Genomic DNA, 26,054 nt, shown 5'->3' on the forward strand with positions numbered 1-26,054 from the left:
AGGGGTTAAAATTCCCAAACAAAATTAGCTATGATTAAACCAAATGTAAAGAATTATTGCAAACAACTGTGAAACTCACCCGAATCGACCTCAACTCTTGGATCTTTCACATCGCCGGTCAAACCATCCTCGTCGATCCCTGGCTGGTCGATCCCCTTGTATTTTACGGTCAACCCTGGCTGTTCACCGCCTACCACAACACCCCCGTCGCCTTCACTCCTAGTACCTTACCGCCGATCGACCTCATCCTGATTTCCCAAGGATTAGACGACCACTGCCACAGACCAACACTCGAACAGCTCGATCGCACAATTCCCGCGATCGCCTCACCCACCGCAGCCAAAGTCCTCAGCAGTTTAGGCTACACTAATATCACATCTTTAGCCAATTGGCAAGAATTTAATTATCAAGAAAAGTTACAAATTACCGCCGTACCCGGAGCCGAAATCCAGCCGGGACAGGAAGAAAACGGCTACTTGCTCAAAGACTTAACCAGCGGCGAGACACTTTATTACGAACCGCACTTACCGCCATTAGAAAAAGTCAAACAGAAAATAGACACAGTAGACGTAGCCATCGCCCCAGTCATCGGTCAAATCTTCCCATTCCTCGGACAAGTCATCATCGGCCCTTCGCAAGCCCTCAGCCTCGCCCAAACACTCAAACCTAGGTTTTTTCTGCCTACAGCGGCGGGAGACATCCGAGCCACAGGCATTTTACCAATGTTAGTGCGATCGGTCGGCAGCATCCCCGAATTTCGCGATTTACTAGCAAAATCGGGACTCTCCACCCAACTCCTCGAACCCGATCCCGGTCAAACCCTAGAAATTTTAGATTTTAGATTTTAGATTTTCGATTGGAGATGTTCGATTTGAGATTTTCGCTTTTCTAGATTGGAGATTTTCGATTTTTTAGATTGGAGATTGGAGATTGGAGATTCAATCCAAAATCCAAAATCCAAAATCTAAAATCTAAAATCTAAAATCATCTTGGCGGGCGACGGTTGCGTAAAAACTCAGGAATATCCAATCCCAAATCCTGCGGCGGTTTCGTTTTCGGATCGGGCGTCTGTTGAGCAGGAGTCGTCGGCACAGTTGCAGCCCGCCAAGGAGCATTAACATTTTGCGTCCGCCCCGGAGTCGGAGGCGACGGAACTTCCCCCGAAAAACCAGTAGCGATCACAGTAATCTTAATTTCGCCCTGAAGCCGCTCGTCAATCACCGCTCCAAAAATAATATTGGCATTCGGATCGACAACCTCGTAAATCGTCTCCGCCGCTGCATTCACCTCGTGCAGCGTCATGTCAGTACCGCCAGTGATGTTAAACACCACACCTCTAGCGCCCTCAATAGACGAAGCTTCCAGCAGAGGCGAAGAAATAGCCTGCATCGCAGCCTCCCTAGCCCGCGACTTGCCAGAACCCACGCCGATGCCCATCAAAGCCGAACCCGCATCCGCCATTACTGCCCGCACGTCAGCAAAGTCAACATTCACCAAACCGGGAATAGTAATAATGTCAGAAATACCCTGAACCCCTTGGCGCAGGATATCGTCAGCAACTCGGAAAGCTTCTTGTACCGGCATTTGTTCCGAAATCACAGACAGCAGCTTGTCGTTAGGAATCACGATCAGCGTATCCACCCGGGTTTGCAAAGCCGCAATCCCTTCCTCAGCTTGGCTGGTGCGCCGCCGTCCCTCAAACGTAAAAGGCCGCGTCACTATGCCCACAGTCAAGGCGCCCATTTCCTTAGCGACCTCAGCCACGATCGGAGCCGCGCCTGTGCCCGTACCGCCGCCCATGCCGGCCGTGATAAATACCAAATCCGCGTGATTCAGAGCATTAGCAACTTCGTCCCGAGATTCCTCAGCAGCCTTTTGGCCGATCGCCGGATTGCCCCCCGCGCCTAAACCGCGCGTCAACTTCTGTCCGACTTGCAAGCGTTTCGGAGCATTTGAGAGAACCAGAGCTTGGGAATCTGTATTCACGCACCAAAACTCGACACCAGAAACCTCGCTAGCAATCATCCGGTTAACGGCGTTGCCCCCACCACCGCCGACGCCAATTACTTTGATTTTGGCAGCACTGCTGGGCATTATGTCTTTGGGATTGACCATAGGATCGATATCAATACTATCTACATTTACATAACCAGACTTGCGTCTAAAGGGATTGGCGGAATCTGCCGCCACCGGAAAATTTTTTACTTCTTCCGAAGGGGGACTGTCTTGGTCAGACCCCTGTCTATTATTAAGCTTCATTACAGTTGGGGATAGTAGATTACAGCTTGGTGACATCCTCCATACACCGATTTGGAGTACCAAATGAGCGTGTAGGCTTCCCAAATTCACAGATGGGCATTCCTGCTTCATTGGTCGTATCTAGACCGAAGTCCCCGATAACGATACCTCCACAGGCAACTTGACTGCGAGTCCCGCAGCGGCAAGACCCCTTTGTTCTACTACCATTGCAGCAGCAACATCGCGGTCTGTTGTGTATCCACACTCATGACAAGCATGAATGCGATCGGACAGCTTTTTCTTTCCTGTATGAGTGGAACACTGAGGACAAGTTTGGCTAGTGCCATTCGGGTCAACTTTAGCAAAGTACACGCCACGTTTCCAGCAAACCCAAGATAGGATATCGAGGAATCCGCCCCAACTAGCATCAAGACAGTGTTTTGCTAGCATCCCGCGACTCATCATTTTGAGATTCAACTCCTCAGCAAAAATCATTCCAACTCCCAAATCGCATAAAGCATGAGCTGTTTTGAAATGAAACTCTTTACGGATATCATGAATGCGCTCGTGCAGAAGGCAGACTTTGTGTTGGATCTTGCGGTAGTTAGCAGACCCCTTAGTTTTGTTTCTCAGCTTGCGTTGCAGCCATTTAAGCTTGCTTTCCAAGTCTACAAAGAAACGTGGTCTTGAGAGTAACTTACCGTTAGATACAGCCAAGAATTTCTCCAATCCCAGATCGATGCCAATAGACAAACCATGAGGCATGAGCTCGGGAACAGAGACATCACACTGCAAAATCAATTGAGTGTACCATCCTGATGCTTTGTTGATTACCCTCACTTGTTTAATGACAAACCCATCTGGGATGGGGCGGTGCAAATTAATTGGCACTGCTCCAATCTTAGGCAGCTTTATTTGTACTCCTATCAATGGATAGTCTTTGAACTGAGGGAAAGTAAACGACCGATACGAACCTAACTTTTTGAATCTAGGAAACCCAAAACCACGTTCTTTCATAAACTTGAAAGCCCGATCGAGTCGCTTCAAGGCATCTTGTAAAACTTGCGATTGAACCTCTTTGAGTTCGGGATTTACTTTTTTCGCTCTTGTCAGGGCGTTCTGTTGTTTGTAATAGTCAGGATACGCTGCGTCAGATGGAATGATGTACTCAGAATGAATACTGCAAGCGTCGAACGCACACTTACGCGATGCTATCGAGTCTTTTCGCTCTCGCAAAGCGTAATTATAAACTTTGCGACAAATCTCCATCCAAGCAAGCATTCTGGCTTCTTGACTGGCATCTGGATAAATTCGATATGTGTACGTCAAACTGAGCATTGTGCAACCTCCCATCGAATTCTAACAGAATTTACAATTTTCTTAGAATACTGGAGAAATTGTGATATACTTAACAGCCTTATTCCCTCACTTGCTTGTAGTAAATATCGATCGCAGGGCGTTTCGTTTATAACTACCTTATATCCCGCCACCGATAGGGAGTACCAAATTAGTGTGAGGGACGAGGGCGCGAAATTGTTAACTAAACGCCAATTCACGATCAACTATAGGCTATGTTGCGCGAAAAACTCACACAGATCGATGCTCAATGTTAGCAATCTCGGATTTTGCCGGCTTTGCAAAGCTGAGACCTCGATTGACCCCAATCCGGGCGCTTGTACGCTGCGTCAGAAGGAAAAAAAGTTGATACTAGCCTCCCCCATCCGGATGGAAAGAAAAATCAGATTTTTTTTCCCGACTCGATATCAAAAAAGTGTCCTTATTTCCAGCCGTGCGTATTGATCCTGATGGCTAAAAATTCTGCCGTCCGATCGATACCTTCTACCTTCTGTTGACAGACGATCAATTCTGGGCGCGAGTGGGTGCGGGAGTGGAACTCTCCAAACTGGGGGGGGGTTCTGGCAAATGGACGATCGGCGAAGCAGGATTTTTCAAGTCAATGTAGGCTATTTTGCTTGAATCTAGCTGTTTTGGCAATTGTCGCATTCGGTCTAAAACCTTAAGTTGCGAAGCAGTCCTGGAAGTATACGGCCCTAAGTGTACGGTACCGATCTCTGTTTTCAAGATCAAGTTGTTCGGGTCTTGCCAATTAATCTCAAACACTTTCACCGTCAAGCCGCTGAGTCCTTGGTAAAACTGCGGCCAAGAGGCACGATACTGTTCCAAAGGTCCGATGACTTTTAAAGTTGGCAAAGAACGCTGAGGCTGCGTTCCCTGAGCGCTGCCGGGCCCGATCGAACTATTCTGCGATCGCACAGCAGTATAGCTCTCCGACGGCATCCAACCTCCGCGAGCGTCCAGCCACCCCACTTTTTCCTTGTCGCTGTTCGATCTCAACACCGCAGTCGGCTGAGCTACGGCCACCGGCAGCCGTTCTGCCACTTCTACAGTCAAACTCGGCGGAAACAAGTTACGAGTCACCTTCGCTTTGGCGATCGGCCCCGTTGACTCCAGCTTTTGGGCCAGCGCCTGCGGTTGAATCCCCCACAGCGACTGCGGGTAAGACAGCGGCACCAAAGACCGCACCGCCTTGTCCGAGAGCCAGTGATTGCCCTCCACCTTCACTTGTTCCGATCGGGCAATCAACCAAGCCGGCTGCGCAATCCACCAGAGCAAACCCCCTGCCATTGAGCTCGCTGCCAACATTTGCCACACCACAGCCACCAATCGACCGCGACGAAGCCGCCGCAACTCTTGGCGCCTGCGCCCTAACTCTGTTTGAGAAACCGCTCCAAAACTAGCCATCTACCTCTTGAGAATTTAATAATTAAGGATTAGCACAAATTCAAAACTTTTTAAGCTCTCTCCTGCAGCCCCGTTCTCCCCTACCATTTAACCAGATCCCCGCAAATTTACCTTGACTCCTGCCAAGATCGGTAATATCACTGATCTCCCTATGTAATTAAAAATTATTAATTAATAATTAACAATTCCAGCGCCGGGAAAGTCGCTTAGCAAACAAAGGTTCTTTGGGTATTTAGGGCATTACCCCACAGGGCAAAAGGTTACAAATCAAACTAAACTCAAGCAAAGAAAGTTTAGACTTTCGATTAACTTTTTTAACTTTTAGTCGGCCTCAATTGTGATCGCACTCGAATTAGACAGATTCTATAAAGCCTGCAACCCGAGCAAGACCCTTGTTGCGGGAGACCCAGGAGATTATCAATACTACATAGATTTTGGTTCCGTGCGCGGCGGCAAAATCATTGAATCTTTACAGCGAACAATTACCCGCATCTCCCCCAACGAGCCAACCTGTCAGCTATTTACAGGACATATCGGGTGTGGCAAATCTACGGAATTGTTTCGACTGAAAGCTGAGCTAGAGCAAGAGGGTTTTTGCGTCGTCTACTTCGAGTCTTCCCAAGACTTAGACATGGGTGATGTAGACATCAGCGATATTTTGCTGAGCATTGCGCGCCAAGTTAGCGAAACTATGGAATTAGCTAAAATCAAACTCAGACCGAGCTATTTTACAAATCTGTTTGCAGAAGTGGCAGAATTTTTGCAGACTCCCATAGATTTGTCAGCGGAAGCCGAGTTATCTGTAGGCATTGCTAGAGTTACTGCTAAAACTAAAGACTCTCCCAAACTGCGATCGCAACTCAGGCAATATCTCGAACCCCGCACCAACAGCATCTTGCAGTCCATCAACGAAGAACTCCTCAACAGAGCTAACGCCGAACTCAAGCACCAAGGGAAAAAAGGGCTCGCAGTCATCGTTGACAACCTTGACCGCCTCGACGCCTCCCTCAAACCCAGCGGACGCACCCAGCCAGAATACCTGTTTTTAGACCGCGGCGAACAGTTAAAAAAACTCAATTGCCATGTCGTCTACACGATTCCCTTGACTTTGATTTTTTCCAACGACTTCGGCCGCCTCGCCAGTCGATTTGGAGTCAAGCCCAAGGTGATGCCGATGGTACCGGTGCAAATGCGATCGGGCGACGACCACATTGAAGGAATGGCACTGCTGCGGCAGCTAGTATTAGCTAGAGCTTTCCCCGCAGTTGCTCCCCATCAACGCATCGATTTGATTTCCCAGGTCTTTGACTCTCCCGAAACTTTAGATCGGCTTTGCCGGATTAGCGGCGGTCACGTTCGCAATCTACTGATGCTTTTGTATAGCTGTTTGCAGCACGAAGACCCTCCCTTCTCTCGCGAATGTCTCGAAAGCGTCATTCAAGAATATCGCGATGACCTTTTGGGAGCCATCAATGACATGGAATGGGAATTGCTGTTTCAAGTCGTCAACCGACAAAGTGTAACCGGCGAAGAAGAGTCTCAAATCTTGTTGCGAAGTATGTTTGTCTTTGAATACCGCGATCAAGAAGGTCGCTGGTTTGGCATCAATCCAGCCCTAGCAGAAACCAGAAAATATAAGGAGTGGCTGCAGCGCATTGAGCCAAAATAGTTGGAATTTTTGAGATTGCTTCGCGACTCTAAGAACCCTTAGCCACGAGTGACTTAGAAACTCTTTAACTTAACATTCACCGCTCAAAACTCCGAACTCCTAAAATCCAATAGAGAAATCAGCCAGCGGTTTTTGCCGCTGGCTGATTTGTGTTGAATGCTAGCTATATGCCACGAATTTTATTGTCGCGTAAAACTTTGCCGCCACCAAGGACTTGCCCCAGTCTCAACTCTCATATCTGCAATGCCAGACCCCCTATTTCTATTTTTACCTGTTGAGCTTATTTCAACTACTCCCATCCCGGAGGACATTTTTCTGCTGTTGTGCTAAATGCCTGCTACAGATAGCTCGGAGCTGTTTACTAATAGCTAGTCGTCGGTATTATAATAAGTTGAGCGGTTAGCTATTTATAGCCTGCAGTCATTTATCTGTAGCTGAGTAAAAATTTCTTAGGCGGGCTTAAATTTTTATTGGGAAGTCTCGCATTCTCTGAGATTGAGAGGTATGATATCTTTACATTGGCTCTAATAACTATGTAAGTATTGATAAGAGAAGTACGGAAAACTACGTATTTATACAGAGATAAAGCGGCTGGCAGAGACGCTTATCTCTGTATAAATACGCTTTCTGTCACGATTGGCGAGGGTTAGGTAATTGATTTAGGCAAAAGAGGTGCACGCATGACGGATCTAATTAAGGTACAAGAAACTGCCAACTACAACGAGCGATCGCTCAAAACTCTGGTAAGGTCCATCACAATGTCTCAACAGCAATTCTCGCTAATTTTGGTGCGCTGCAACTACCAGCAGTTACGGCAGCAAATAGCGCAGCGGCTGCGAGAAGTGTCCCCAGTTCCAATTCAAGATTTCGTCCTGCCAGCTTCAGTTAAAACCCTCTACACTACCCTGCTGGCAAGCACTTTTCAGGAGGGGTTTTCCCCTGTCGGTTCCGCCTCGGCTTTGATGGTATTCGGTTTAGAAACAGTAGTAGCGATCGACGAACTGATGGCCTCTACCAATCAAGTGCGAGACGAATTCCGCAAAAATTTTTCCTGCCCGGTAATTTTGTGGGTAACAGATGACATCGTGACCAAAATGATTCGTCTGGCCCCGGATTTTAAAAGTTGGGCCGCCGCCACAATTAAATTTGAAATGGCCGTTGACGAATTAATTAATTTCCTTGCTGGGCGGGCCGATACTATATTTAAGGTAGGCGAACTCAATCAAGAAATCGGAAGCAGCAACGTCGGCGCCCTGGCTAGTTTTGGAACCTGGGAAACGCAGTGCGAAAAACGCGCCCTAGAGCGCGAAATTAGTCCCGGAGAACGCTTTCTGACCTTTCACTCTCAACCCCAAAACGCACGACAATCAGATCTCCGCTCGTATTCGCCCTTGAGTCCGGGCAATACCCTTGATTTGGCAATCGGCTCTTTGCCGCGCCGAGAACTAGAATTAGCTTTAAGAGATTTACAAAATCGCGGTGAAGAATTAGAACCCGCCCTCAAAGCCAGCCTGCAATTCGTTCTCGGTCGAGATTACTATGTCAGCGACCAAACCGAAACTGCCTTAATTCACTACCAAGAAAGTTTAGCCTTTTGGCAGCAGCAAACCGGCAACTGGGAACTCGCAAACTCGGAAGATTCCGAAAACCCAGAAACCTTCTCTTCCTTGTCGAATCCTGTCCCCAACATTTTATATTTAGAGAGAGAAGGCATAGTGCTGTTTCACATAGCCCTGTGTCATCGGTTGCAAGCAGCCAGAAATCCGGTAGCCAACCGCCAGCACTGGGAACAAGCTTGGATTAGCCTCGAACAATCTAGAAACGCTTTCTCCCTTGCCTCACGTCCGGAATTGGTAGCTGAGGTGACAGCACACCTCGGAGAAGTGCTGCAGCGCCTGAAAGCTTGGGGAGAGTTGCAAGCATTAGCTGAAAATTCTTTGCAGTTGCACTTTACTTACGGTACTCCCAGCCAACTAGCTCAAGATTACGGCTTTTTAGCTGAAGTTGCCCTGCAACAGTCGAGGTGGAGTCAAGCCCGCCAGCTAGCCGAGTTGGCTTTGGCAATTTTGGATCAAACCCCTAATGATTTGAGATTGCTGATTGAAGATTTGAGATTGGGGTTTGAGGGAAATTATCCAGAAATTGTGGGCACTAACGAGTCAAGTAACGATCCAAAATCTAAAATCCAACATCCCAAATCCGACAGAAGTTCGTATCTTTTACTGCTAGCCCGAAGTTTGCGGCAGCTAAGTCAGTGGGAAGCCGCGGTTCATTCTTTGGAGTTGGCTCAATCTCAAAGCGAGCCGAAGTACGACCCCCGACTTTACATCGATATTTTGACCGAACTGCAAGCGGTTTATTTCGAGCAGGGAGAGTATCTTAAAGCGTTTCGGATTAAAAAAACCCAGCGGTCGATCGAATATCAATACGGATTTAGAGCTTTTATCGGAGCCAGCCAATTGCAACAGCAGCGACAAGCCGTCAATCCTTCGGGTCCATCAGCTCAAAATCAAGCCGCCATCGCAGCGGAAATGACAGCTTACTCGCGCCAAACAGATATCAATAGCTTGCTAGAAAGAATTAGCAGGGACGACCATAAATTAACTATTATTCACGGGCCCAGCGGAGTCGGGAAAAGTTCTCTAGTCAATGCCGGCTTAGTACCAGCTTTGAAAAATATTACTCCGGGCGCGCGCGATACATTGCCCGTAGTAGTCAAAGTTTACACTGACTGGCTGGTGGAGTTAGAAAATGCTTTGAACGGCGCATTGTACGACAAACAAGCCGAAGAGGAAAGTAAATTAATCTCCAAAGGAGTACAGGAAATCCACAAAAGAAGTTGCTTGGTTATTCCTGATCGCAGCTCGGAAGTCTCTTCTTTTATTATAGATAAGTTGCGTGAGAATGCCACCAATAATTTGTTGACTGTTCTGATTTTCGATCAATTTGAAGAGTTTTTCTTTGTTTCGACCTCTGTGGCACAAAGACAACTTTTTTATAATTTTTTGCGCTTATTTTTGAATTTGCCTTATGTCAAGGTAATTCTCTGCTTGCGCGAAGATTATTTGCACTACTTATTAGATTGCGATCGCTTCCCAAATCTTGACGCTATTAACAATAATATTCTCGACAAAAGCATCCGCTACCAACTGCGGAGTTTTTCTATCAAAGACGCGCGGGCTGTCATCGGACACTTAACGGAACGGGCGGAATTTTATTTAGAGCCGGCACTGATCGATGCCTTCGTGGAAGATTTAGCAGACGAACTGCAAGAAGTGCGACCGATCGAATTGCAGGTAGTGGGAGCGCAACTACAAGAAGAAGGTATTACCAGTTTAGCACAATACCAGCAATTGGGGGACAATCCCAAAGCGGAATTAGTGAAGCGATCGCTCGAAAGAGTCATCTCTGACTGCGGGCCCGTTAACGAAGACGCAGCTTGGAAAATATTGTTTTCCCTGACAGATGAAAGAGGCGTTCGGCTGATAAAAACCAAACACGAACTCTCGTTAGTTACAAACCAGCAGCCAGCAGATGCCCGCGAAACCGAATTATCGGCGATCGGCAGAAACCGAATTTCCCTACAGCGACAGTTCGCAAAAGATCCAGAAAGCCGACAAAAGAAAACCGACAACCTCGACTTAATTTTAGACATTTTAGTCGGTCACGGTTTGCTATTTCTGCTGCGGGAAGCCCCAGAAGACCGCTATCAATTGGTACACGACTATTTAGTGCGACCGATCCGCCAAAGATTCGGCTTAGAAGCCAGACTGCACAAAGCAGAAGCCGACAAAAACATGAGTCAAGCACAGCTCTACCGAGCCAATACTTTTCTCAAACAACTGCTGGGATTAGCAGTGATCGGCGTCATGCTGCTAACAAGTTCCACCATCGCCGCCGTAAACTTTTGGTGGCGGGCAGTGGGTCAAAAACAGCTAGCTGTCGCTCAAACTCAACGAGCCGAAATCAGTACCCTCACAGCAGCCTCTGAAGCACTTTATTTCTCAAACAACAAATTTGACGCCATGATGGAAAGTTTGAGAGCTGGTAAAAAGTGGAGACACATCGAACACTCCCAAGAAATGTATACTCTCAAAGACACCGAAATTCTAATTTCTGCTGCCCTCCAGCAGGCTGTTTATGGAGTCAAAGAACGCAACCGCTTGGAGGGACACGGCGATGTAGTTTGGGGTCTTAGTTTCAGTCCAGACGGCGAAACAATAGCTTCTTCCAGTGTAGATAAAACCGTCAAACTTTGGCGGCGCGACGGCAGTTTGCTGGCAACTTTTAAAGGTCACACTAACAGCGTCTCCTCTGTCGCGTTCAGTCCAGACAACAAAACCATAGCCTCGGCAAGTTTAGATAAAACTGTCAAAATTTGGCAAACTGACGGCAGTTTGCTGGCAACTTTCAAAGGGCATACTAATAGCGTTACCAGCGTTGCTTTTAGCCCTGACGGTCAAACGATCGCCAGTGCATCTACAGACAAAACAATCAAACTTTGGAAAACCGACGGCACGCTGCTGCGAACGATCGAACAATTTGCTCCCGTAAATTGGCTCAGCTTCAGCCGCGACGGCCAAATAATCGCTGTGGCGAGCGATGACGGTAGTGTGAAACTGTGGAGTTCTGACGGCAGGTTGCTCGCTAATTTGTGGCACAGCGACAACAGACAACCCTCGAAAATTTACACCGTCAGTTTCTCCCCCGACGGTGAAACGATCGCCAGTGCGGGTGAAGACAAAACGGTGAAAATCTGGAGCATCGCTGCACTAAAACACCCAGCAACACAAAATTCAACACAAGCAAATAAAGGTGAACTACTAACAACTTTGCGGGGACACAGCAAATGGGTATTTGGTGTCAGTTTCTCCCCTGACGGTCAAACACTTGCTTCTGGAAGTGCAGACGGGACTGTCAAACTCTGGAGTCTTGCTGGTGTTGGCGACAAACGCCCAACAGATGCTAGCAATATTAAACCGGAGAGTCGCCTGCTGAGAACTTTTGAGGGACACGCCGATCGGGTTACTCAGGTGAGTTTTAGCCCGGAAGGCAAAACCTTGGCTTCGGCAAGTTTTGACAAAACTGTCAGGCTGTGGCGGCTCGATGACGTGCCGCTCAAAACCCTCGACGGACACCAAAACCGGGTGCAAAGCGTTACTTTCAGCCCCGACGGCCAAAGGCTGGCTTCTGCTTCTACGGACAAAACTATCAAACTCTGGAGCCGCACGGGAGTTTTGCTGGAAACCTTGGAAGGACACACTCAGAGAGTGGCCAGCGTCAGTTTCAGCCCCGACGGCCAGGTACTTGCTTCTGGGAGTTACGACAAAACGGTGAAAGTCTGGAGTTTGAAAGAAGATGGCATGAGTAATATTCTGCCTTGTCCTTCGGCTCCGCTGTTCCCGTGTTCGCCTTCTGTGCTGTTGACTCTCGACGGCCACGCCGACAGCGTGATGAGCGTGAGTTTTAGCCCCGACAGCGAGATTCTCGCTTCGGCGAGCAAGGACAAGACTGTGAAACTGTGGACGAGAAACGGCAGGTTGATTAAGACTTTGACGGGACACACAGGCTGGGTGACTGGGGTGACTTTCAGTCCCGACGGCTCGATGCTGGCTTCTGCAAGCGATGACGGTACTGTCAAACTCTGGAATCGGGACGGTCGTTTGCTGAGAACTTTTGAAGGAGCTCACAACAGTTTTGTGTTGGGGGTTGCTTTTAGCCCTGATGGCAAAATGCTCGCTTCGGCTGGTTACGACAATTCGGTCAAATTGTGGAAGGTAGACGGGACTTTGGTGGCGACGCTGCTGAAGGGTTCTAGCGACAGCGTGACTAGCGTTGCTTTTAGCCCGGATGGTTTGTTGGTTGCTTCGGGCAGTTATGACCATAAGGTGAAACTGTGGAGTCGCAGCGGGACTTTGCTCAAAACTCTGAATGGACATAAAGACAGCGTGATGAGCGTCAGTTTTAGCCCGGATGGCAAGGTTCTCGCTTCTGCTGGCAGAGATAATCGGGTGATTTTGTGGAATTTGGATCTTGACGATTTGCTGGTGAGGGGCTGCGACTGGGTGGGCGATTATCTGAGAACTAATCCGAATGTCAGCGATCGCGATCGGCGCCTCTGTGAGGGGGTGGCGGCAAAAGCTCAATTTTAGGTAATGGATAATCGGTAGTGGGTAATTGGTTCAGTGTTCCCGCTAGAAATCTTGTTTATGAGACTCGGCGGTTGACACCGCTGCATAGAGTCAAACTTTCGTCCTAGCTGAGAGGGGCTTAAGACTCAAGGGGCTAAAAAGCCTGGGTTTGGTATCAAAACTCAAAACTCAAAACTATTTTCCTCTTCCCCTTGCTCTCGCCTTCCTGTAAAGTAAATAATTGTAAAGAAATATGAGTTTTCTCTTATCCTTTGGTTAAGACCGCCAGCTAGCATTCACAATTAAGACCCGGATTATAAGTTCCTATGTCACAGCTTTTCCCGCGAAAATTTCTAGCCTTTGCTGCCGCATTTTTTCTGGCTTTGTCGGTGTGGACGATCGCACCTGCGGCCCACGCTTTCAATAATCCCGATTTGTTGCCGTCAACTCAGACGCCGATCATTGATTTAGCTAAAGCCCTCACGGATATTGAAGAAGAGGGTTTGGCAAAAAATTTAAAGGCTTTTGAAGCCGAAACCGGCTGGAAACTGCGAGTGCTGACTCAGTACGATCGCACGCCCGGTTTGGCTGTCAAAAGTTATTGGGGACTAGATAACAAGAGTGTGTTGCTAGTTGCTGACCCCCGAGGGGGAAATTTGCTCAATTTTAATGTGGGCGACTCGCTGTATCCGCTGCTGCCCCGCACTTTTTGGGTGGAACTGCAAACCCGCTACGGTAATCAATTTTTTGTGCGGGACAATGGCGAAGATCGAGCGATTATTGAATCTTTGGAGTCGATAGAAGGCTGTTTGCGTCAGGGCGGGTGCCGCGTGGTTCCGGGTTTGCCGAGGGAACAGTGGGTTCTGACGTTAATTACGTCGGTGGTTGGCGGCGTCATCTGCGGGTTTGCGGCTCAGCCTCGGAAGCCGGGACAGGTTGTGGCTTGGCAGTGGGCGCTGATTTTTTCGCCGCTGTGGGGCATTCTGTTTTTTGCTTTCGGACTTGGGCCGGTGGTGACTCGGACTTCTGACTGGTTGCCAGTGGTTCGCAATGTGTCCGGTTTTGCGATCGGAGCTTTGGTGGCATTCCTGACTCCGGTGCTGGGTAAGTCTTCTTCGTCGTCGGAAACTTAGTTGTCACTTGTCAGTTGCCAGTCATCAGTCAAAAGTCATCAGTCATCAGTCAACAGTCAACAGTCAACAGTCAACAGTCATCAGTCAACAGTCATCAGTCAACAGTCAACAGTCATCAGTCAACGAATTGACTAAAAGCTGGTAAGCTGATACCTGACAACTCACAGGCGACAGCTATCCAACAAATGGAATGGCACGTAAGCGATGCCCAGAGTCTGGGATTAATCGATAACGAAATTGGCGACCACGGTTTTTCAGCGGCGGAGTACGAAATAGTCCGCCGTGTGATTTATGCGACTGCTGATTTTGAGTACAAGTCTTTAATTAGTTTTTCCGATCAGGCTTTGCAAGCCGGGGCGGCAGCTTTGGCTGCTCGGACTACGATCGTGGTAGATGTGCCGATGGTGCAGGTGGGCATTACGCCCTTGATCCAAAGTACCTTTGCGAATCCGGTTTACTGTTCGATGGAGGCTTTGACGCGCCCCCAAAAGGAAAGGACGCGGGCGGCTTGGGGGATTGAAACTTTGGCAAGACGCTATCCTGAAGGGATTTTTGTGGTGGGCCAGGCTCAAACTGCTTTGTCGGCGATCGTAGATTTGATTGAATCTGAGGAAATTCGACCGGCTTTGGTAATTGGAACTCCTTCTGGGTTTGTGGGGGTTGACGTGGCGAAGTCGCGGCTGCACGATTCCATGGTTCCTCACATTCGGATTGAGGGCCGCAAGGGCTCTGCGGTGGTGGCTGTGGCTATTGTTAACGGGCTGGTCGATTTGGCTTGGCAGGCTTACGGCCAAGAGGGAAACAGTTGATGATTTTGTGTGCTACTGGCGCGGATGGGTGGGTGTAAAACATCGGGTGGTAAGAAAGTGGCTGAATTTGTCTCTGAGCAACGTGAGTTCGACGTGAGTTCGACGGGTTGAAAAAGACAAAAAGCTTGCTATGTATTGATTTGCAAAACTGAGCATTCTCCAGACGATCGCTATAATTGATATCGAACACTCCCGCCATTTTTTAGTTCTATTGAACTCACGTCGGCTTATTGTCCTGTGGTCGATTAGATTAAAACAACTTAATGATGCACACATGATGCAAAAATTGATTCTCCTTTATAACGCTCATAAGGGAACAAAAGATCTAATTCTAGATGGAGAAAATATCCAGTGTTGCGAGCTGACAACTAATCTCTGCCGCTTTGCTGAAGCTGATGCTGTGATCTTTTATCTGCCATTTTTAACCAAGCTCGATCTCTCTGTTATCCGTAAACCTCCTAAACAAAAATGGGTAGCTTGGTCGATGGAAAGCGAGGACAGAATACCATTACTCAAAGATATTGAGTTTATGAGTCAGTTTGACATCACTATATCCTACCGTCAAGACTCAACAATATGGCATACCTATTTTAATCCTGCAACGGTTCGGGAAATGCAAACTACTTTACCTCATCCCAAAACAGAATCGGCTCTAGCTGTGATGTTTATGTCCAGTGGCATTAATAAAAGTAACCGAGAACAATTCGCACTAAAATTAATGCAAAAAATAAAAATAGACTCCTACGGACGCTGGCAGAGGAACAAGACTCTAACAGAAGATAAAGGGCGAGAGACCAAGTTATCTATAATATCTCGATATAAATTTACTTTAGCCTTTGAAAACTCTATTTGTCAGGATTATGTCACCGAAAAAATTTTTGAACCACTCATTGTTGGGTCTGTTCCAGTTTACCTCGGCTCTCCAAATATTGATGAATATGCTCCAGCACCTAAAAGCTTTATTAACGTGCATGATTTCTCTAGTGTGGATGAACTGGCTGAATATTTAACCTTTTTATCTAAAAATGAAGCTGAATATAACCAATATTTGACATGGAAAAAGAATGGGATTAGTGAATATTTTATAGAAAAAGCTGAACAGCATAGATATAGCGCTTTTTCTAAACTTTGTAAGTTCCTTCAATAAAGACTAAGTAGGTTGATATATGCCAATTCCTAAAATCATTCATCAGACTTGGAAAAATGAATCTATCCCCCAAGAAATGGCCACTTTCCAGCAAACTTGGAAAGAACATCACCCTGGCTGGGAATATCGGTTGTGGACTGACCGAGATAACCGCGAATTTATCGAAAATTATTACTCCTGGTTTTTACCTATCTATGATGCCTACAGAGAAAATATCTGTCGTGTCGATGCGGTTCGGTATTTTATCATGTATCATTACGGCGGATTGTATGTCGATTTAGATTTTGAATGTTTGCGACCTGTTGACCAACTATTAGAAGAACATCGCTTAATATTGGGACTAGAACCTTCTGCTCACGTTGATTTACCCCCAGTTAAATTTCGTAATTTCAAACATATTGTCTGTCCTTCTTTTATCGCCTCTGAACCTGCTCATCCTTTTTGGTCGTATTTTTTCCAGTATTTAGTTCTAAATTATTATTTACCAGGACCTTTGGATGCAACGGGGCCATTTGCTTTAACTCGTGCCTACAATGAATACTCTGCACCATCAGAAATCGAGCTATTACCAGCAAAATTGCTTTATCCGGTAACAAAATTTGATTGCTGGGAAGGGAGAATAAATGACCAAAAATTACGCCAAACTTTTGAACAAGAAGCCTTTGCAATTCATCACTGGCATGGGACATGGTTTAAAGATAAAATAGCAGCAAGGGCAGCACAATGGATAAAAAAGTTACCACTTTCATTATTGAAAAAAGGACGTGTTGTTCTGCATTCGAGTTTCCAGTACAACTTGTATCAATCACTGTCTGGTGCAGAGATTGAACTGCCACTCATTTCCTGTCTGATGGTCACTAAAAATCGCGTCGAACAGGCGAAATGTGCTATCCAATGCTTCAGTAACCAAACTTATGCTAATCGAGAATTAGTCATCATAGACGATGGCGAAGATGAGGGTTTAGCAGAATATACCCAACATTTGCAAGACTCACGGATCAAATACCTGCATTTGCCATCAGAGAATAAAACTTTAGGGGAATTGCGAAATCTGGCTGTACAGGCTGCTGGCGGTACTTATATCTGCCAATGGGACGACGATGATTTATCTGACCCCTTACGTCTAGAGGTGCAAATGGCAGCACTATTGGCATTAGCTGCTGAGGCGTGCTTTTTACAACGCTGGATGTTGTGGTGGCCTTCTAGTCGGCGGTGGGCGATATCTCGGAGTCGGATTTGGGAGGGGTCGATTTTGTGTTTAAAATCTAGAGTGCTAGCTTATCCAGAACAGGGGCAAGGCGAGGATACTCCCGTAGCCGGAAAAATTCTCGAACATTGTCGAGTAGCCCTGCTAGACTGTCCGCAACTTTATGCTTACGTTATTCATAATCGCAACACGTTTGATGCGGAGCATTTTGAACAACACTGGCAATTGGCAAGCGAAAGATTTGAAGGTAGCAATTATGACAGTATAATCAGCCAACTTTGCGATCGATTGCCGATAGAATGTTATCCACAGGTAAATGTAACTTCCCAACCCACTTTGCTACCTGTAGCTGAAGTATCAGCAGCAGCACCTAATTTGACATCATTCGTAGCTGAACCTAGCCAAGCACCATTGGTTTTAGACTCGAATGCATTCCCTAAAGTTTTAATATTGACTCCTGTTAAAGAGGCTAGGGAGTTTTTACCCAAATACTTAAAGAATTTGTTGCGTTTAACCTATCCTCATGACAAGATTTCGCTAGGATTATTGGAGAGCGATAGTACAGATGGAACTTTTGATTGGCTACAGGAAAAGTCTAATCAATTTCACCAGAATTTGGCTCGATATACTTTATTCAAACGAGATTTTAGTTTTCACCATACCCAACCTCGTTGGGAACCTAGCTTGCAATTTCAACGCCGCTCTATTTTGGCAAAAAGCCGGAATTTCTTGCTTTCTCAGTCTCTTCAAGATGAAGAATGGGTGCTTTGGTTAGATGTAGATGTGTCTGATTATCCTGAAGATATTATTCAAAGGCTTCTGAGAACAGGGAAAGAAATTGTAGTGCCGAATTGCGTTGTTGAGCCAGGAGGTCAAACATTCGATTTCAATACTTTTAAATTTAAACCGGGCGCTGAGTCGAGAGATTGGAGTGGTTACGTTATAGATGGTATTTTACAACCACCAAAAAGTGAAGGAAGATTTTATCTAAACGATTTGCGAGATCGGGAAATTGTTGAGATTGATGGAGTTGGCGGTACTATGTTGCTAATTAAAGCCGATCTGCATCGAGAAGGATTGATGTTTCCACCTTTTAGTTATAAGCTATACATCGAAACCGAAGGGCTGGGAATGATGGCAAAAGACATGGGTTATCGCTGTTGGGGATTACCTCAACTAGAAATTGTGCATGCTAACCATTAGAGGTTATTTGAAAAGTTATGGCAGGTATAGATCCCTCCTTAGTCCGCTTTCAAGGGTAGGGGTTTAAGAAAGGGGCGAGCAGCAGATAAAATGCAGAACTCAATCAGATTGCAGAAATACGCAAGGCAGACGCGGTGAAGAATTCAAAGGTGTAGGAGGGGGAATGCAGAATTCATTTTTAATTTATTACAAATGTTGCTATGTAGTAAAATAGATATTATTTTTATTCAAGATGGCAACGATTGTTATCACTAGCTCTGGTACACTAGGAGACCACCTGCCCTATGTGGCATTGGGACAAGCCCTGAAAGCGAGAGGGCACAGAGTTCGGATGGCAATTAGCCGACCGATGCATTCCTATGCTGTAAATGCCGGACTCGAAGCCGTTGCTTGCGGTTGCGATATGGGGCAAGAAGAAGCACAGAAATATTCTCAAGACTGGGATCACTGGTCGCCTAAAGGATCTTCATTACAAGAAAAGCTCCTAAAATTTCAGAAATTTGATATTCCCGGTCGTTTTCGAGATATTCTCGCAGCTTGTCAAGATGCAGACCTGTTAATCTCTAATCCAATGCAGGCATTTCCGGCGGCAATGGTTTGTGAAAAAACAGCCATTCCTTTGGTTGTGGCTTTTATGAGCGTTTTGTCAATAAAACCTTTGACAGAGATATCCAAACCAACAATTAACCAGCCCACTCCGTTAGAGGAACGCTTAGATGAAGACCTGCAAAAGCTTCGTGAGGAAGCAGGGCTTGTGAAACGTCCTCGTCCTTGGAGCGAAGGGAGACATACCTTGAAAGCCGACCAGATTATTGTAGCTATCAGCCCTCACTTCTTCAGCGAAAAGTCGGCTTTGTCTTACAATATGACCGGATTCTGGTTTTATGAAGACCAGGCATGGAGTAATTGGCAACCGTCTCAACAGTTGCAAGAATTTTTCCAGCAAGACCAAGAGCCTTTGGTGCTAGCATTCAGCAGTCAACCCCTCAAAAATCCCCGTGAGGTTGTAGAAGTTCATGTGCGAGCCGCAGCCAACTTAGGGCGACCGATTCTCATCCAGCACGGCTGGGCAGGTTTTAGTGAAGACCATTTACCTGCGGACATTGACCGCACGAGGGTGATGTTCGCCGGATTTCTGCCTCAAGATTGGCTGTTTGCCCGTGCTGCTGCGGTAATTCACCACGGTGGCATAGGCACGACAGCGCGAGCGTTGCGTCACGGCTGTCCGATGCTGGTAGAACCTTACGGGAACGATCAATTTATCAATGCCAAGCAGGTTCTCTTGCTGGGTGTGGGAGCTGCTGCACATCCCCACAAATTAAATGAAGCCGGATTGGTACAGATTCTTCAAGAAAAAGTGTTGACTCCTGAGTATAGACGACGTGCAGAGGAAATTGGTGAAAAAATCCAGCAGGAGCAGGGTTTAATCACCGCCTGCGATTTAATTGAAAGCAGTTTATCAACAAAAACGTCAGTAAGGCATTGACTTATGCAAAACCCCTAGAATTAAGGTCGGCAGTGCTTACCTGGCAAAATTACGAGCAATTTGGGATCTACGGGTACGAAACAACATTTTGTTTTACGATACGTCAAAGGAAAATACGGTAACTGACTGCGTGCAGGTATAAAAATCTAAACTCATACTCGTTTTTTTTATAATATGTTAATATCTGTTAAGAGAGCCAAAAAAAACGAGGAAAAAATTACGATGAATAAAGAACATAACGCCACCCCTGAACCTCAAGCATCACCGTTAAGTAGTTGTGAACTCGCTTTAGAGGATCTCGAACTTGTTGGTCGCGAACTTCTGGATGAGGAACTTGAAGTTGTAGTTGGTGGGGATGTTAACTTGGGAGTTTTTGGGTTTAATGTCGGGTTGAATATGCCTGGATTCTTATAGGAGTTGTGATATCAAGAGCCAATTTCTGGGTTGAGAATCATTTTTATTCTCCAATATTACCAAAAGTGTGCATCAAATGCACACGATTCTGTTAGCTTGGATAAACTTCTCTACCACAACTGCCACTTCGCGGCGTTTCAATACCTGGCACTGCTTCCATAGTGCCAACTTACCAGGTGATCAAAAGTGCCTACCTTTATTCGGGCTAATTTTGTGACCAGCTAGCAGCTTGCTTCCCCAATTCAACTTGCTGGCTGGTTTTGTTTTTGGTTTATAAGGCTTAGAGGTTAATTCCCTCCTAAGTCTAATGAAGATTATGTTTTAATCCTCATCCCTCTGGAGACATATCATTAGGCCGCTTTGAAGTCTGCTCTTGTGGCAGAGTACACAGCCAAGAAAACTTCGCCTAAAAGAACTTACGCTCAGCAAGACTTTGATTGCCACTTTCAGGCATCAATAAGTCCCTAATTGAAGAGTGAATGAGCCAACAGCGCGGCTTGAGTTCGATCGCGCAAATTTAACCTACTCAAAATATTCGTTACATAGTTCTTTACCGTGTTTTCCGACAAAAATAAGGTTTGAGCAATCTCTCGGTTGTTCGCGCCTGAAGCTATTAAACGCAATACTTCTAATTCTCTGGGCGTGAGTTGCTCTAATTCTGGCGGAGAAACAACCGTCGGATTGGTTACAGCAGGAGTCATCAGGGCTTTCTCAAATAATCCGGGGCCGAGTTGCGTGTGTCCTTTATAAACAGCGCGAATCGCTAACGCAAGTTCCTCGGGTTCGGTATCTTTGAGCAGGTAGCCTTTTGCGCCCAGCCGCATTGCTTGGCTGACATATTCATCGTCATCAAATGTGGTTAAAACCAGCACTTTTGTATCGGGATAAGATTTGGCGATCGCCCCGGTTGCTGCTACGCCATCCATCACGGGCATCCGAATATCCATCAGCACAATGTCGGGCTGTAGGATGGGAATTTGGGCGATCGCCTCCTGTCCGTTTTCAGCTTCACCAATTACCTGCATATCAGAATAGCATTCCAGGATACTCTTGATTCCCCGGCGAATAATATGCCGATCGTCCACTAGCAAAATCCGAATCATATAGCCTTTCTCAGAAAGATGAGGTACTCATGGGCATAGGGCATAGGGCATAGGGCATAGGGCATAGGGCATAGGGCATACCTCACTTTTTTGAGAACCGCTATATCACAATCCTCGCATCAATTAGCGTGGGAAAAGAACCGCACTGCCTTATCATTTATTCATTCTTTTAGAGAGGAACGAAAGTTTGTTGTATATATGCGGTTTCAACCGCTGAGTCCTATATGTTTTGAGAGGGCAAAGAAACCGAAATCCGGCAACCGTTTTCAGACTTGCTGTAAATCGCAAATTGACCGCCGACAGCGGCCACTCGTTCGCGCATTCCCTGGAGTCCGAATCCAGTGGTATTTTGTGCAGGGTCGAAGCCTTTGCCGTTGTCAGCAACCGACAAATAAATCTGTCCTGCGTGTTGCTGCAACCCAACTGTCACCACCTTTGCATCAGCGTGTTTGTGAATATTTGTGAGCGATTCTTGCACAATTCTGTAAAGTGTTGTATTGATTTCCTGAGATAGTAGAACTGGTAAGCGAATCGAGTTGGAAACTTCGATCGCAGTCATGCGCTGAAAGTCTTGGAGAAGTTTGTCTATCGCACTTTCGAGGGACAATCCTTGCAAAGGATTCGATCGCAACACCGAAACAGATTTGCGAATTTCTAACAAAGCTTCCGATCCGAGTTGTTTCGCCTGTTTCAGAAACGCCAGCGCTTTCTCATCCTCCGATTTCCAAAACAATAGGGCATTATTGAGCTGAATGGTTTGAGCCGCAAGGGTGTGTCCGAGTCCGTCATGGATTTCGCGGGCAATCCGATTGCGTTCCTGCAAAGTTGCCTGGTCTTCAATTCGCAGTGCATAATGGCGGAGTTGTTCGTGAGTTACGGCTAATTTATCGTGAGCGATTTCTAATTGCTCTCGGCTTTGGCGTTCCGCAATCAACGCATTAATTAACAATAAAGCGAACACTAATGTCAAGCCAAATAATAACACATTGCTAAATCGCCATTCCCAAACAGTTGCAATGACTTTTTCAGGTAAAATAGGTTTTAATAACAGTAGCGAGCTATAGGACAGCAGGGCTAAACCCAAGACTGTCACCTGCCCCGGCTGGCGGAAGATCAGACAACTACGCATCAGCAGCACGAGAAAAAGCAAAAAGCTCGATCGGCTAGATAACCCTTCCTGAACAATTGGCAGCAAAATCAAGCCAAATTCTAGGGCTGTAAATAAAACTTTTCTACCTAACCGAACTGTTGGCAAACGCAACCCAATCGCGCCGAAAAGTGCGATCGCGCCAACCCGTAACAGCAGCGACCAGAGCGACTGAAACGGATGCAGCACTTCCATCAAGGCTGCCGTCGCCAGCAGCAGCCACTCCAAATAAAGCAACAAACGAAAGGACGGATAGGTCAAGCGAATCATAGAACTTTTCCCCATCAAAAGCTGGAGCGATTCAAGCAAGGTCGCTGACCTAATTGTAGAAGGTATCTTGGAGTCAAAAAACACGTTACCCCCTTATGTTCAGAAGGAAGTTCGGCAACGCGCAGTGAATCGGGATTTAACGGATGAATGTTGAGGGAATTGGTCATTGAGCAATTCTCCCACTCTCCCACTCTCCCACTCTCCCGCTCTCCCACTCTCCCGCTCTTCCCGCGCTCCCTTTTTGCCATAACAGACAAGTTATGTGTAGCATCTTAGCGAATCTGCCAACGATCGCGCTAGAGCCTTTTCGGGTGATTTTGGCATTTGGGACTAGGAAAAAAGTCACAACCGCAAAGTGCTTTTTGACTGGTCAAGTTAGGAGTCTTGGGTCATGCGCTGGCTGATTTTAGCCTATAAGATTTGGTGGTGAAGGTTAATTAGAGGCAGTAAATCATGAAAAAAACAACGATCGCACCAGCATTTCTCCTCGTCGGTGCACTTTTGGTAGGCGGTTTGTCTGCTTGTACGCAATCCAATGCTTCCGAACCTACCCTACCTGAGACGACGGCGACCAATCCAGTAAGTTCCGACCAAGCGAAGGCGGATTCAGTTTCCACTCAAACTGCTCAACCTGTCGCGGCGACTGCAACTCCAAGTTCAGCGCAACCGAAGGCAACGGATGCAGAACGCGCACAGAAACGCGAGGAACTTCGCAAACAAGTCGAAGCGGTGTTGACGCCCGAGCAGGTACAACAGTTGGAAACTAAAGTCAAGGGAGGTGAAAAAATGCGGAAAGCTTTGTCCGAGCTAAATCTCACCGCCGAACAAAAGACAAAAATTAAAGAAATTCTCAAGACTGCTTATCCTCGGGGGCAAAAGCAGTCTCAAACAAGTTCGCAATAACGTTCTGATTGGGCAACTTGCAGTGCGAAACTGATACAGGACTTGCGCGGGTTCTCCGGCCTACTCCACAAGAAAATTGATGTGTTGTGGAACAGGCATCTTGCCTGTTCTTGAAAATGATAAATGATACAAGATGTTAGTTACAACTGATATCATTTCCGGTAACACCGGAATGATGTTGACTGTTGACTGTTGACTGTTGACTGTTGACGCCGTGAACAGTTGACGCCGTGAACAGTGAACTCGAATTTACTATTCCGATGCTAACGGATTTGATATGAGATGTTGCTCACCTTTTGCACCATCAATAAGCCTTTTATGAACAGGATTTCCGGCCTGTTCCACAAGAAAATTTATCTCCTGTAGAACAGGCCGGAAAGCCTGTTTTTGAGAATAGTGCAAGATGTTAGTTACAAAGGAGGTTTGTGATGATCGAGGAAATTATTAGTGAAAGTCGGAATGGCACTCGCCCTAAAGTTTCTGACGAAAATCTGAAGCTGAACGAGCAACCGACGCACAACGTAGAAATTGTTAGTGAAACTCCAAAAGACGCTCTCCGTGAAGTTTTTCAGGAAGCTCCAACATTGCCGGAGAGCGAACCGGCGGAAAGTGTTGCAGCCAAACAACCGACGGAAAAGGTGCTGGCGAAAGGGCGGATTGCGCTGTTTCTGCTGGGGTTGCTGCTGGTGGGTGGGTTGGGATTTGTGGTTTGGCAGCGATCGACCGCTCCTAAAGCGGAAAAACCGAGCCGCAGCGGTAGACTCCAAGTGACTCCGGTGACAGTGGCAACAGTGACGAAAAAAACGGTTCCGATACAGTTGCAAGCGATCGGCAACGTGCAATCGAGTTCTACTGTATCGGTGACACCACAAGCTAGCGGGCGGATTACAGGAGTTTATTTCAAGAAAGGACAAGAAGTTAAGAAAGGACAACTGCTGTTTTCGATCGACGATCGCTCTCAAACTGCCTCGATCCAGCAAGCTCAAGGAATCGTAGCAAAAAGCCAAGCACAGGTGCAACAAGCCACAGCCAACCTTTCTAAAGACCGAGGAGTTGTCGAACAAGCCAGAGCAACCCTGGACAAAGACCGAGGAATTGTCGAGCAAGCCAAAGCGACCCTGGAAAAAGACAAAGGAGTCGTCGAACAAGCCAGAATGACTCTTGCTAAAGACAAAGGAGTCGTCGAACAAGCCAGAATGACCCTGGAAAAAGACCAAGGCGCAGTCAAGCAAGCGATCGCCACCTTGACCAAGGATCGAGCTCAAGCACAATATGCCGAAGCACAAAGTCAACGGTACGCCGAGCTCTACAAACAAGGAGTAATCAGTCAAGATCAAGCCCAGCAATACGCTACCAGCAGCCGAGCCACCGCAGCAACGGTCGATCTTGACCAGCAAGCGATCGCCAATGCTGAAACTGCGGTAAAGAGCGATCGCATCGGGATCGCCAATGCTGAGGCAGTCGTCAGAGGTGATGAAGTGGCGATCGCCAATGCTGAGACGGCGCTGAAAAGCGATCTCGTGGGGATTGAGAATGCTCAGACGGCGGTGAAAAGCGATCTCGTGGGGATTGAGAACGCTCGGGCTGTCGTGGAGGGCGATCGGGCTGCGATCGAGGGTTCTCAAGCTGGGTTGAGTGCAGACGGCGGTGCCTTGAAAAATGCTCAGGTGCAATCATCCTATACCAAGGTCTATGCGCCGATCGACGGGCGTGCCGGAAATATTCTGGTGACAATCGGCAATGTGGTGCAACCAAGCACCGACAAACCCTTGGTGACAATCTCCACAATTAATCCCATTCAAGTTGCCTTTTCCGTTCCTGAATCCAACCTCCCACAAATCCAAAAATACGCGGACAACGGCAAACTTAAAGTTGATGTCACCTTTGCCGGAAACAATCGTCCGATATCGGGAACCTTGTCATTTGTGAACAATACGGTTGACAATGCCACAGGCTCAATTCAACTGATTGGCGACTTTAATAACGCAGATGGCAAACTTTTCCCCGGTCAATTTGTTAACACAACTCTAACATTAAGTCAACAACCAAATGCGATTGTTGTTCCCTCACAAGCTGTACAGACAGGGCCGAACGGACAATTCGTGTTTGTCGCCCAAGAAGACGATACAGTGGAAAATGTGCCTGTAGTTGTCAGCAATACAATCAACGGCTTAACAGTCATCCAAAAAGGTCTGGATGCGGGTGATGAAGTTGTCACCGACGGACAAGCAAATCTGGTTGATGGTAGCAAGATTCGCATTAAAACCGCAGCGGATGCTAAAGATAATTCAGATAGCACTAAAGGCAATAATAATTCAGACACATCTGGAGCAAAAGAAACTAATGTAAAATCTGGCGGCGACTCTAATTCATCGGGAAATCAGTCATGGAAATCGCGCAAGAATCCCTAGGGCGATCGTTCTTCTCAATT

At 46.8% G+C, this 26,054-nt stretch carries 16 protein-coding genes; 11 read left to right on the plus strand and 5 right to left on the minus strand.

The annotated features are described in order from the left end of the window. Positions 1-68: 68 nt before the first annotated feature. Entirely contained in the window at positions 69-848 is a 780-nt protein-coding gene (locus QUA78_RS06330; protein ID WP_333304926.1) for an MBL fold metallo-hydrolase, read from the plus strand. Between the two features lie 136 nt (positions 849-984). On the opposite strand, the gene ftsZ is transcribed toward QUA78_RS06330, so the two are convergent. The 3 genes from ftsZ to QUA78_RS06345 form a co-directional block, all read right to left on the minus strand. After that, entirely contained in the window at positions 985-2,259 is a 1,275-nt protein-coding gene (ftsZ, locus tag QUA78_RS06335) for a cell division protein FtsZ (RefSeq protein ID WP_333304928.1), read from the minus strand. A 120-nt stretch (positions 2,260-2,379) separates the two neighbouring features. Next, complete coding sequence (locus QUA78_RS06340) at positions 2,380-3,576, minus strand: transposase (protein WP_333304930.1); 1,197 nt, start codon at positions 3,574-3,576, stop codon at positions 2,380-2,382. Between the two features lie 522 nt (positions 3,577-4,098). After that, positions 4,099-5,001: an FtsQ-type POTRA domain-containing protein gene (locus QUA78_RS06345; protein ID WP_333304932.1), complete on the minus strand. Its 903-nt coding sequence runs from the start codon at positions 4,999-5,001 to the stop codon at positions 4,099-4,101. A 337-nt stretch (positions 5,002-5,338) separates the two neighbouring features. Between QUA78_RS06345 and QUA78_RS06350 the strand changes: the two genes are divergently transcribed. The 8 genes from QUA78_RS06350 (at position 5,339) to QUA78_RS06385 (ending at position 20,200) form a co-directional block, all read left to right on the plus strand. Beyond that, positions 5,339-6,670, plus strand: a complete 1,332-nt coding sequence (locus tag QUA78_RS06350; RefSeq protein ID WP_333304934.1) for an ATP-binding protein — start codon at positions 5,339-5,341, stop codon at positions 6,668-6,670. 680 nt (positions 6,671-7,350) lie between these two features. After that, positions 7,351-12,822, plus strand: a complete 5,472-nt coding sequence (locus QUA78_RS06355) for a WD40 domain-containing protein (RefSeq protein ID WP_333304936.1) — start codon at positions 7,351-7,353, stop codon at positions 12,820-12,822. A 305-nt stretch (positions 12,823-13,127) separates the two neighbouring features. Continuing rightward, positions 13,128-13,934 carry a TPM domain-containing protein gene (locus QUA78_RS06360; protein WP_333398671.1) on the plus strand — a complete coding sequence of 269 codons (807 nt, stop codon included), beginning with the start codon at positions 13,128-13,130 and terminating at the stop codon, positions 13,932-13,934. A 185-nt stretch (positions 13,935-14,119) separates the two neighbouring features. Continuing rightward, on the plus strand, positions 14,120-14,743 hold the full coding sequence (locus QUA78_RS06365; protein WP_172191877.1) for a precorrin-8X methylmutase: 624 nt from the start codon (positions 14,120-14,122) through the stop codon (positions 14,741-14,743). 274 nt (positions 14,744-15,017) lie between these two features. Continuing rightward, on the plus strand, positions 15,018-15,890 hold the full coding sequence (locus QUA78_RS06370) for a glycosyltransferase family 10 domain-containing protein (protein ID WP_333302626.1): 873 nt from the start codon (positions 15,018-15,020) through the stop codon (positions 15,888-15,890). Positions 15,891-15,909: 19 nt separating this feature from the next. After that, entirely contained in the window at positions 15,910-18,300 is a 2,391-nt protein-coding gene (locus QUA78_RS06375) for a glycosyltransferase (RefSeq protein ID WP_333302624.1), read from the plus strand. A gap of 232 nt (positions 18,301-18,532) precedes the next feature. Beyond that, entirely contained in the window at positions 18,533-19,786 is a 1,254-nt protein-coding gene (locus QUA78_RS06380) for a glycosyltransferase (protein WP_333302622.1), read from the plus strand. Between the two features lie 222 nt (positions 19,787-20,008). Beyond that, on the plus strand, positions 20,009-20,200 hold the full coding sequence (locus QUA78_RS06385; RefSeq protein ID WP_333302620.1) for a hypothetical protein: 192 nt from the start codon (positions 20,009-20,011) through the stop codon (positions 20,198-20,200). A 464-nt stretch (positions 20,201-20,664) separates the two neighbouring features. Here QUA78_RS06385 and QUA78_RS06390 read toward each other — a convergent pair whose 3' ends face one another. Together QUA78_RS06390 and QUA78_RS06395 are read right to left on the minus strand one after the other, a co-directional pair. Further along, positions 20,665-21,303 carry a response regulator transcription factor gene (locus QUA78_RS06390; RefSeq protein WP_333302619.1) on the minus strand — a complete coding sequence of 213 codons (639 nt, stop codon included), beginning with the start codon at positions 21,301-21,303 and terminating at the stop codon, positions 20,665-20,667. 220 nt (positions 21,304-21,523) lie between these two features. Next, positions 21,524-22,720, minus strand: a complete 1,197-nt coding sequence (locus tag QUA78_RS06395) for a sensor histidine kinase (protein ID WP_333302617.1) — start codon at positions 22,718-22,720, stop codon at positions 21,524-21,526. Positions 22,721-23,173: 453 nt separating this feature from the next. Here QUA78_RS06395 and QUA78_RS06400 point away from each other — a divergent pair, with 453 nt between their 5' ends. Beyond that, on the plus strand, positions 23,174-23,623 hold the full coding sequence (locus tag QUA78_RS06400) for a hypothetical protein (RefSeq protein WP_333302615.1): 450 nt from the start codon (positions 23,174-23,176) through the stop codon (positions 23,621-23,623). A 428-nt stretch (positions 23,624-24,051) separates the two neighbouring features. After that, complete coding sequence (locus QUA78_RS06405) at positions 24,052-26,034, plus strand: efflux RND transporter periplasmic adaptor subunit (RefSeq protein WP_333302613.1); 1,983 nt, start codon at positions 24,052-24,054, stop codon at positions 26,032-26,034. Positions 26,035-26,054: the final 20 nt, after the last annotated feature.

This window comes from Microcoleus sp. K4-B3 (assembly GCF_036704615.1).
Taxonomy (GTDB): Bacteria; Cyanobacteriota; Cyanobacteriia; order Cyanobacteriales; family Microcoleaceae; genus Microcoleus.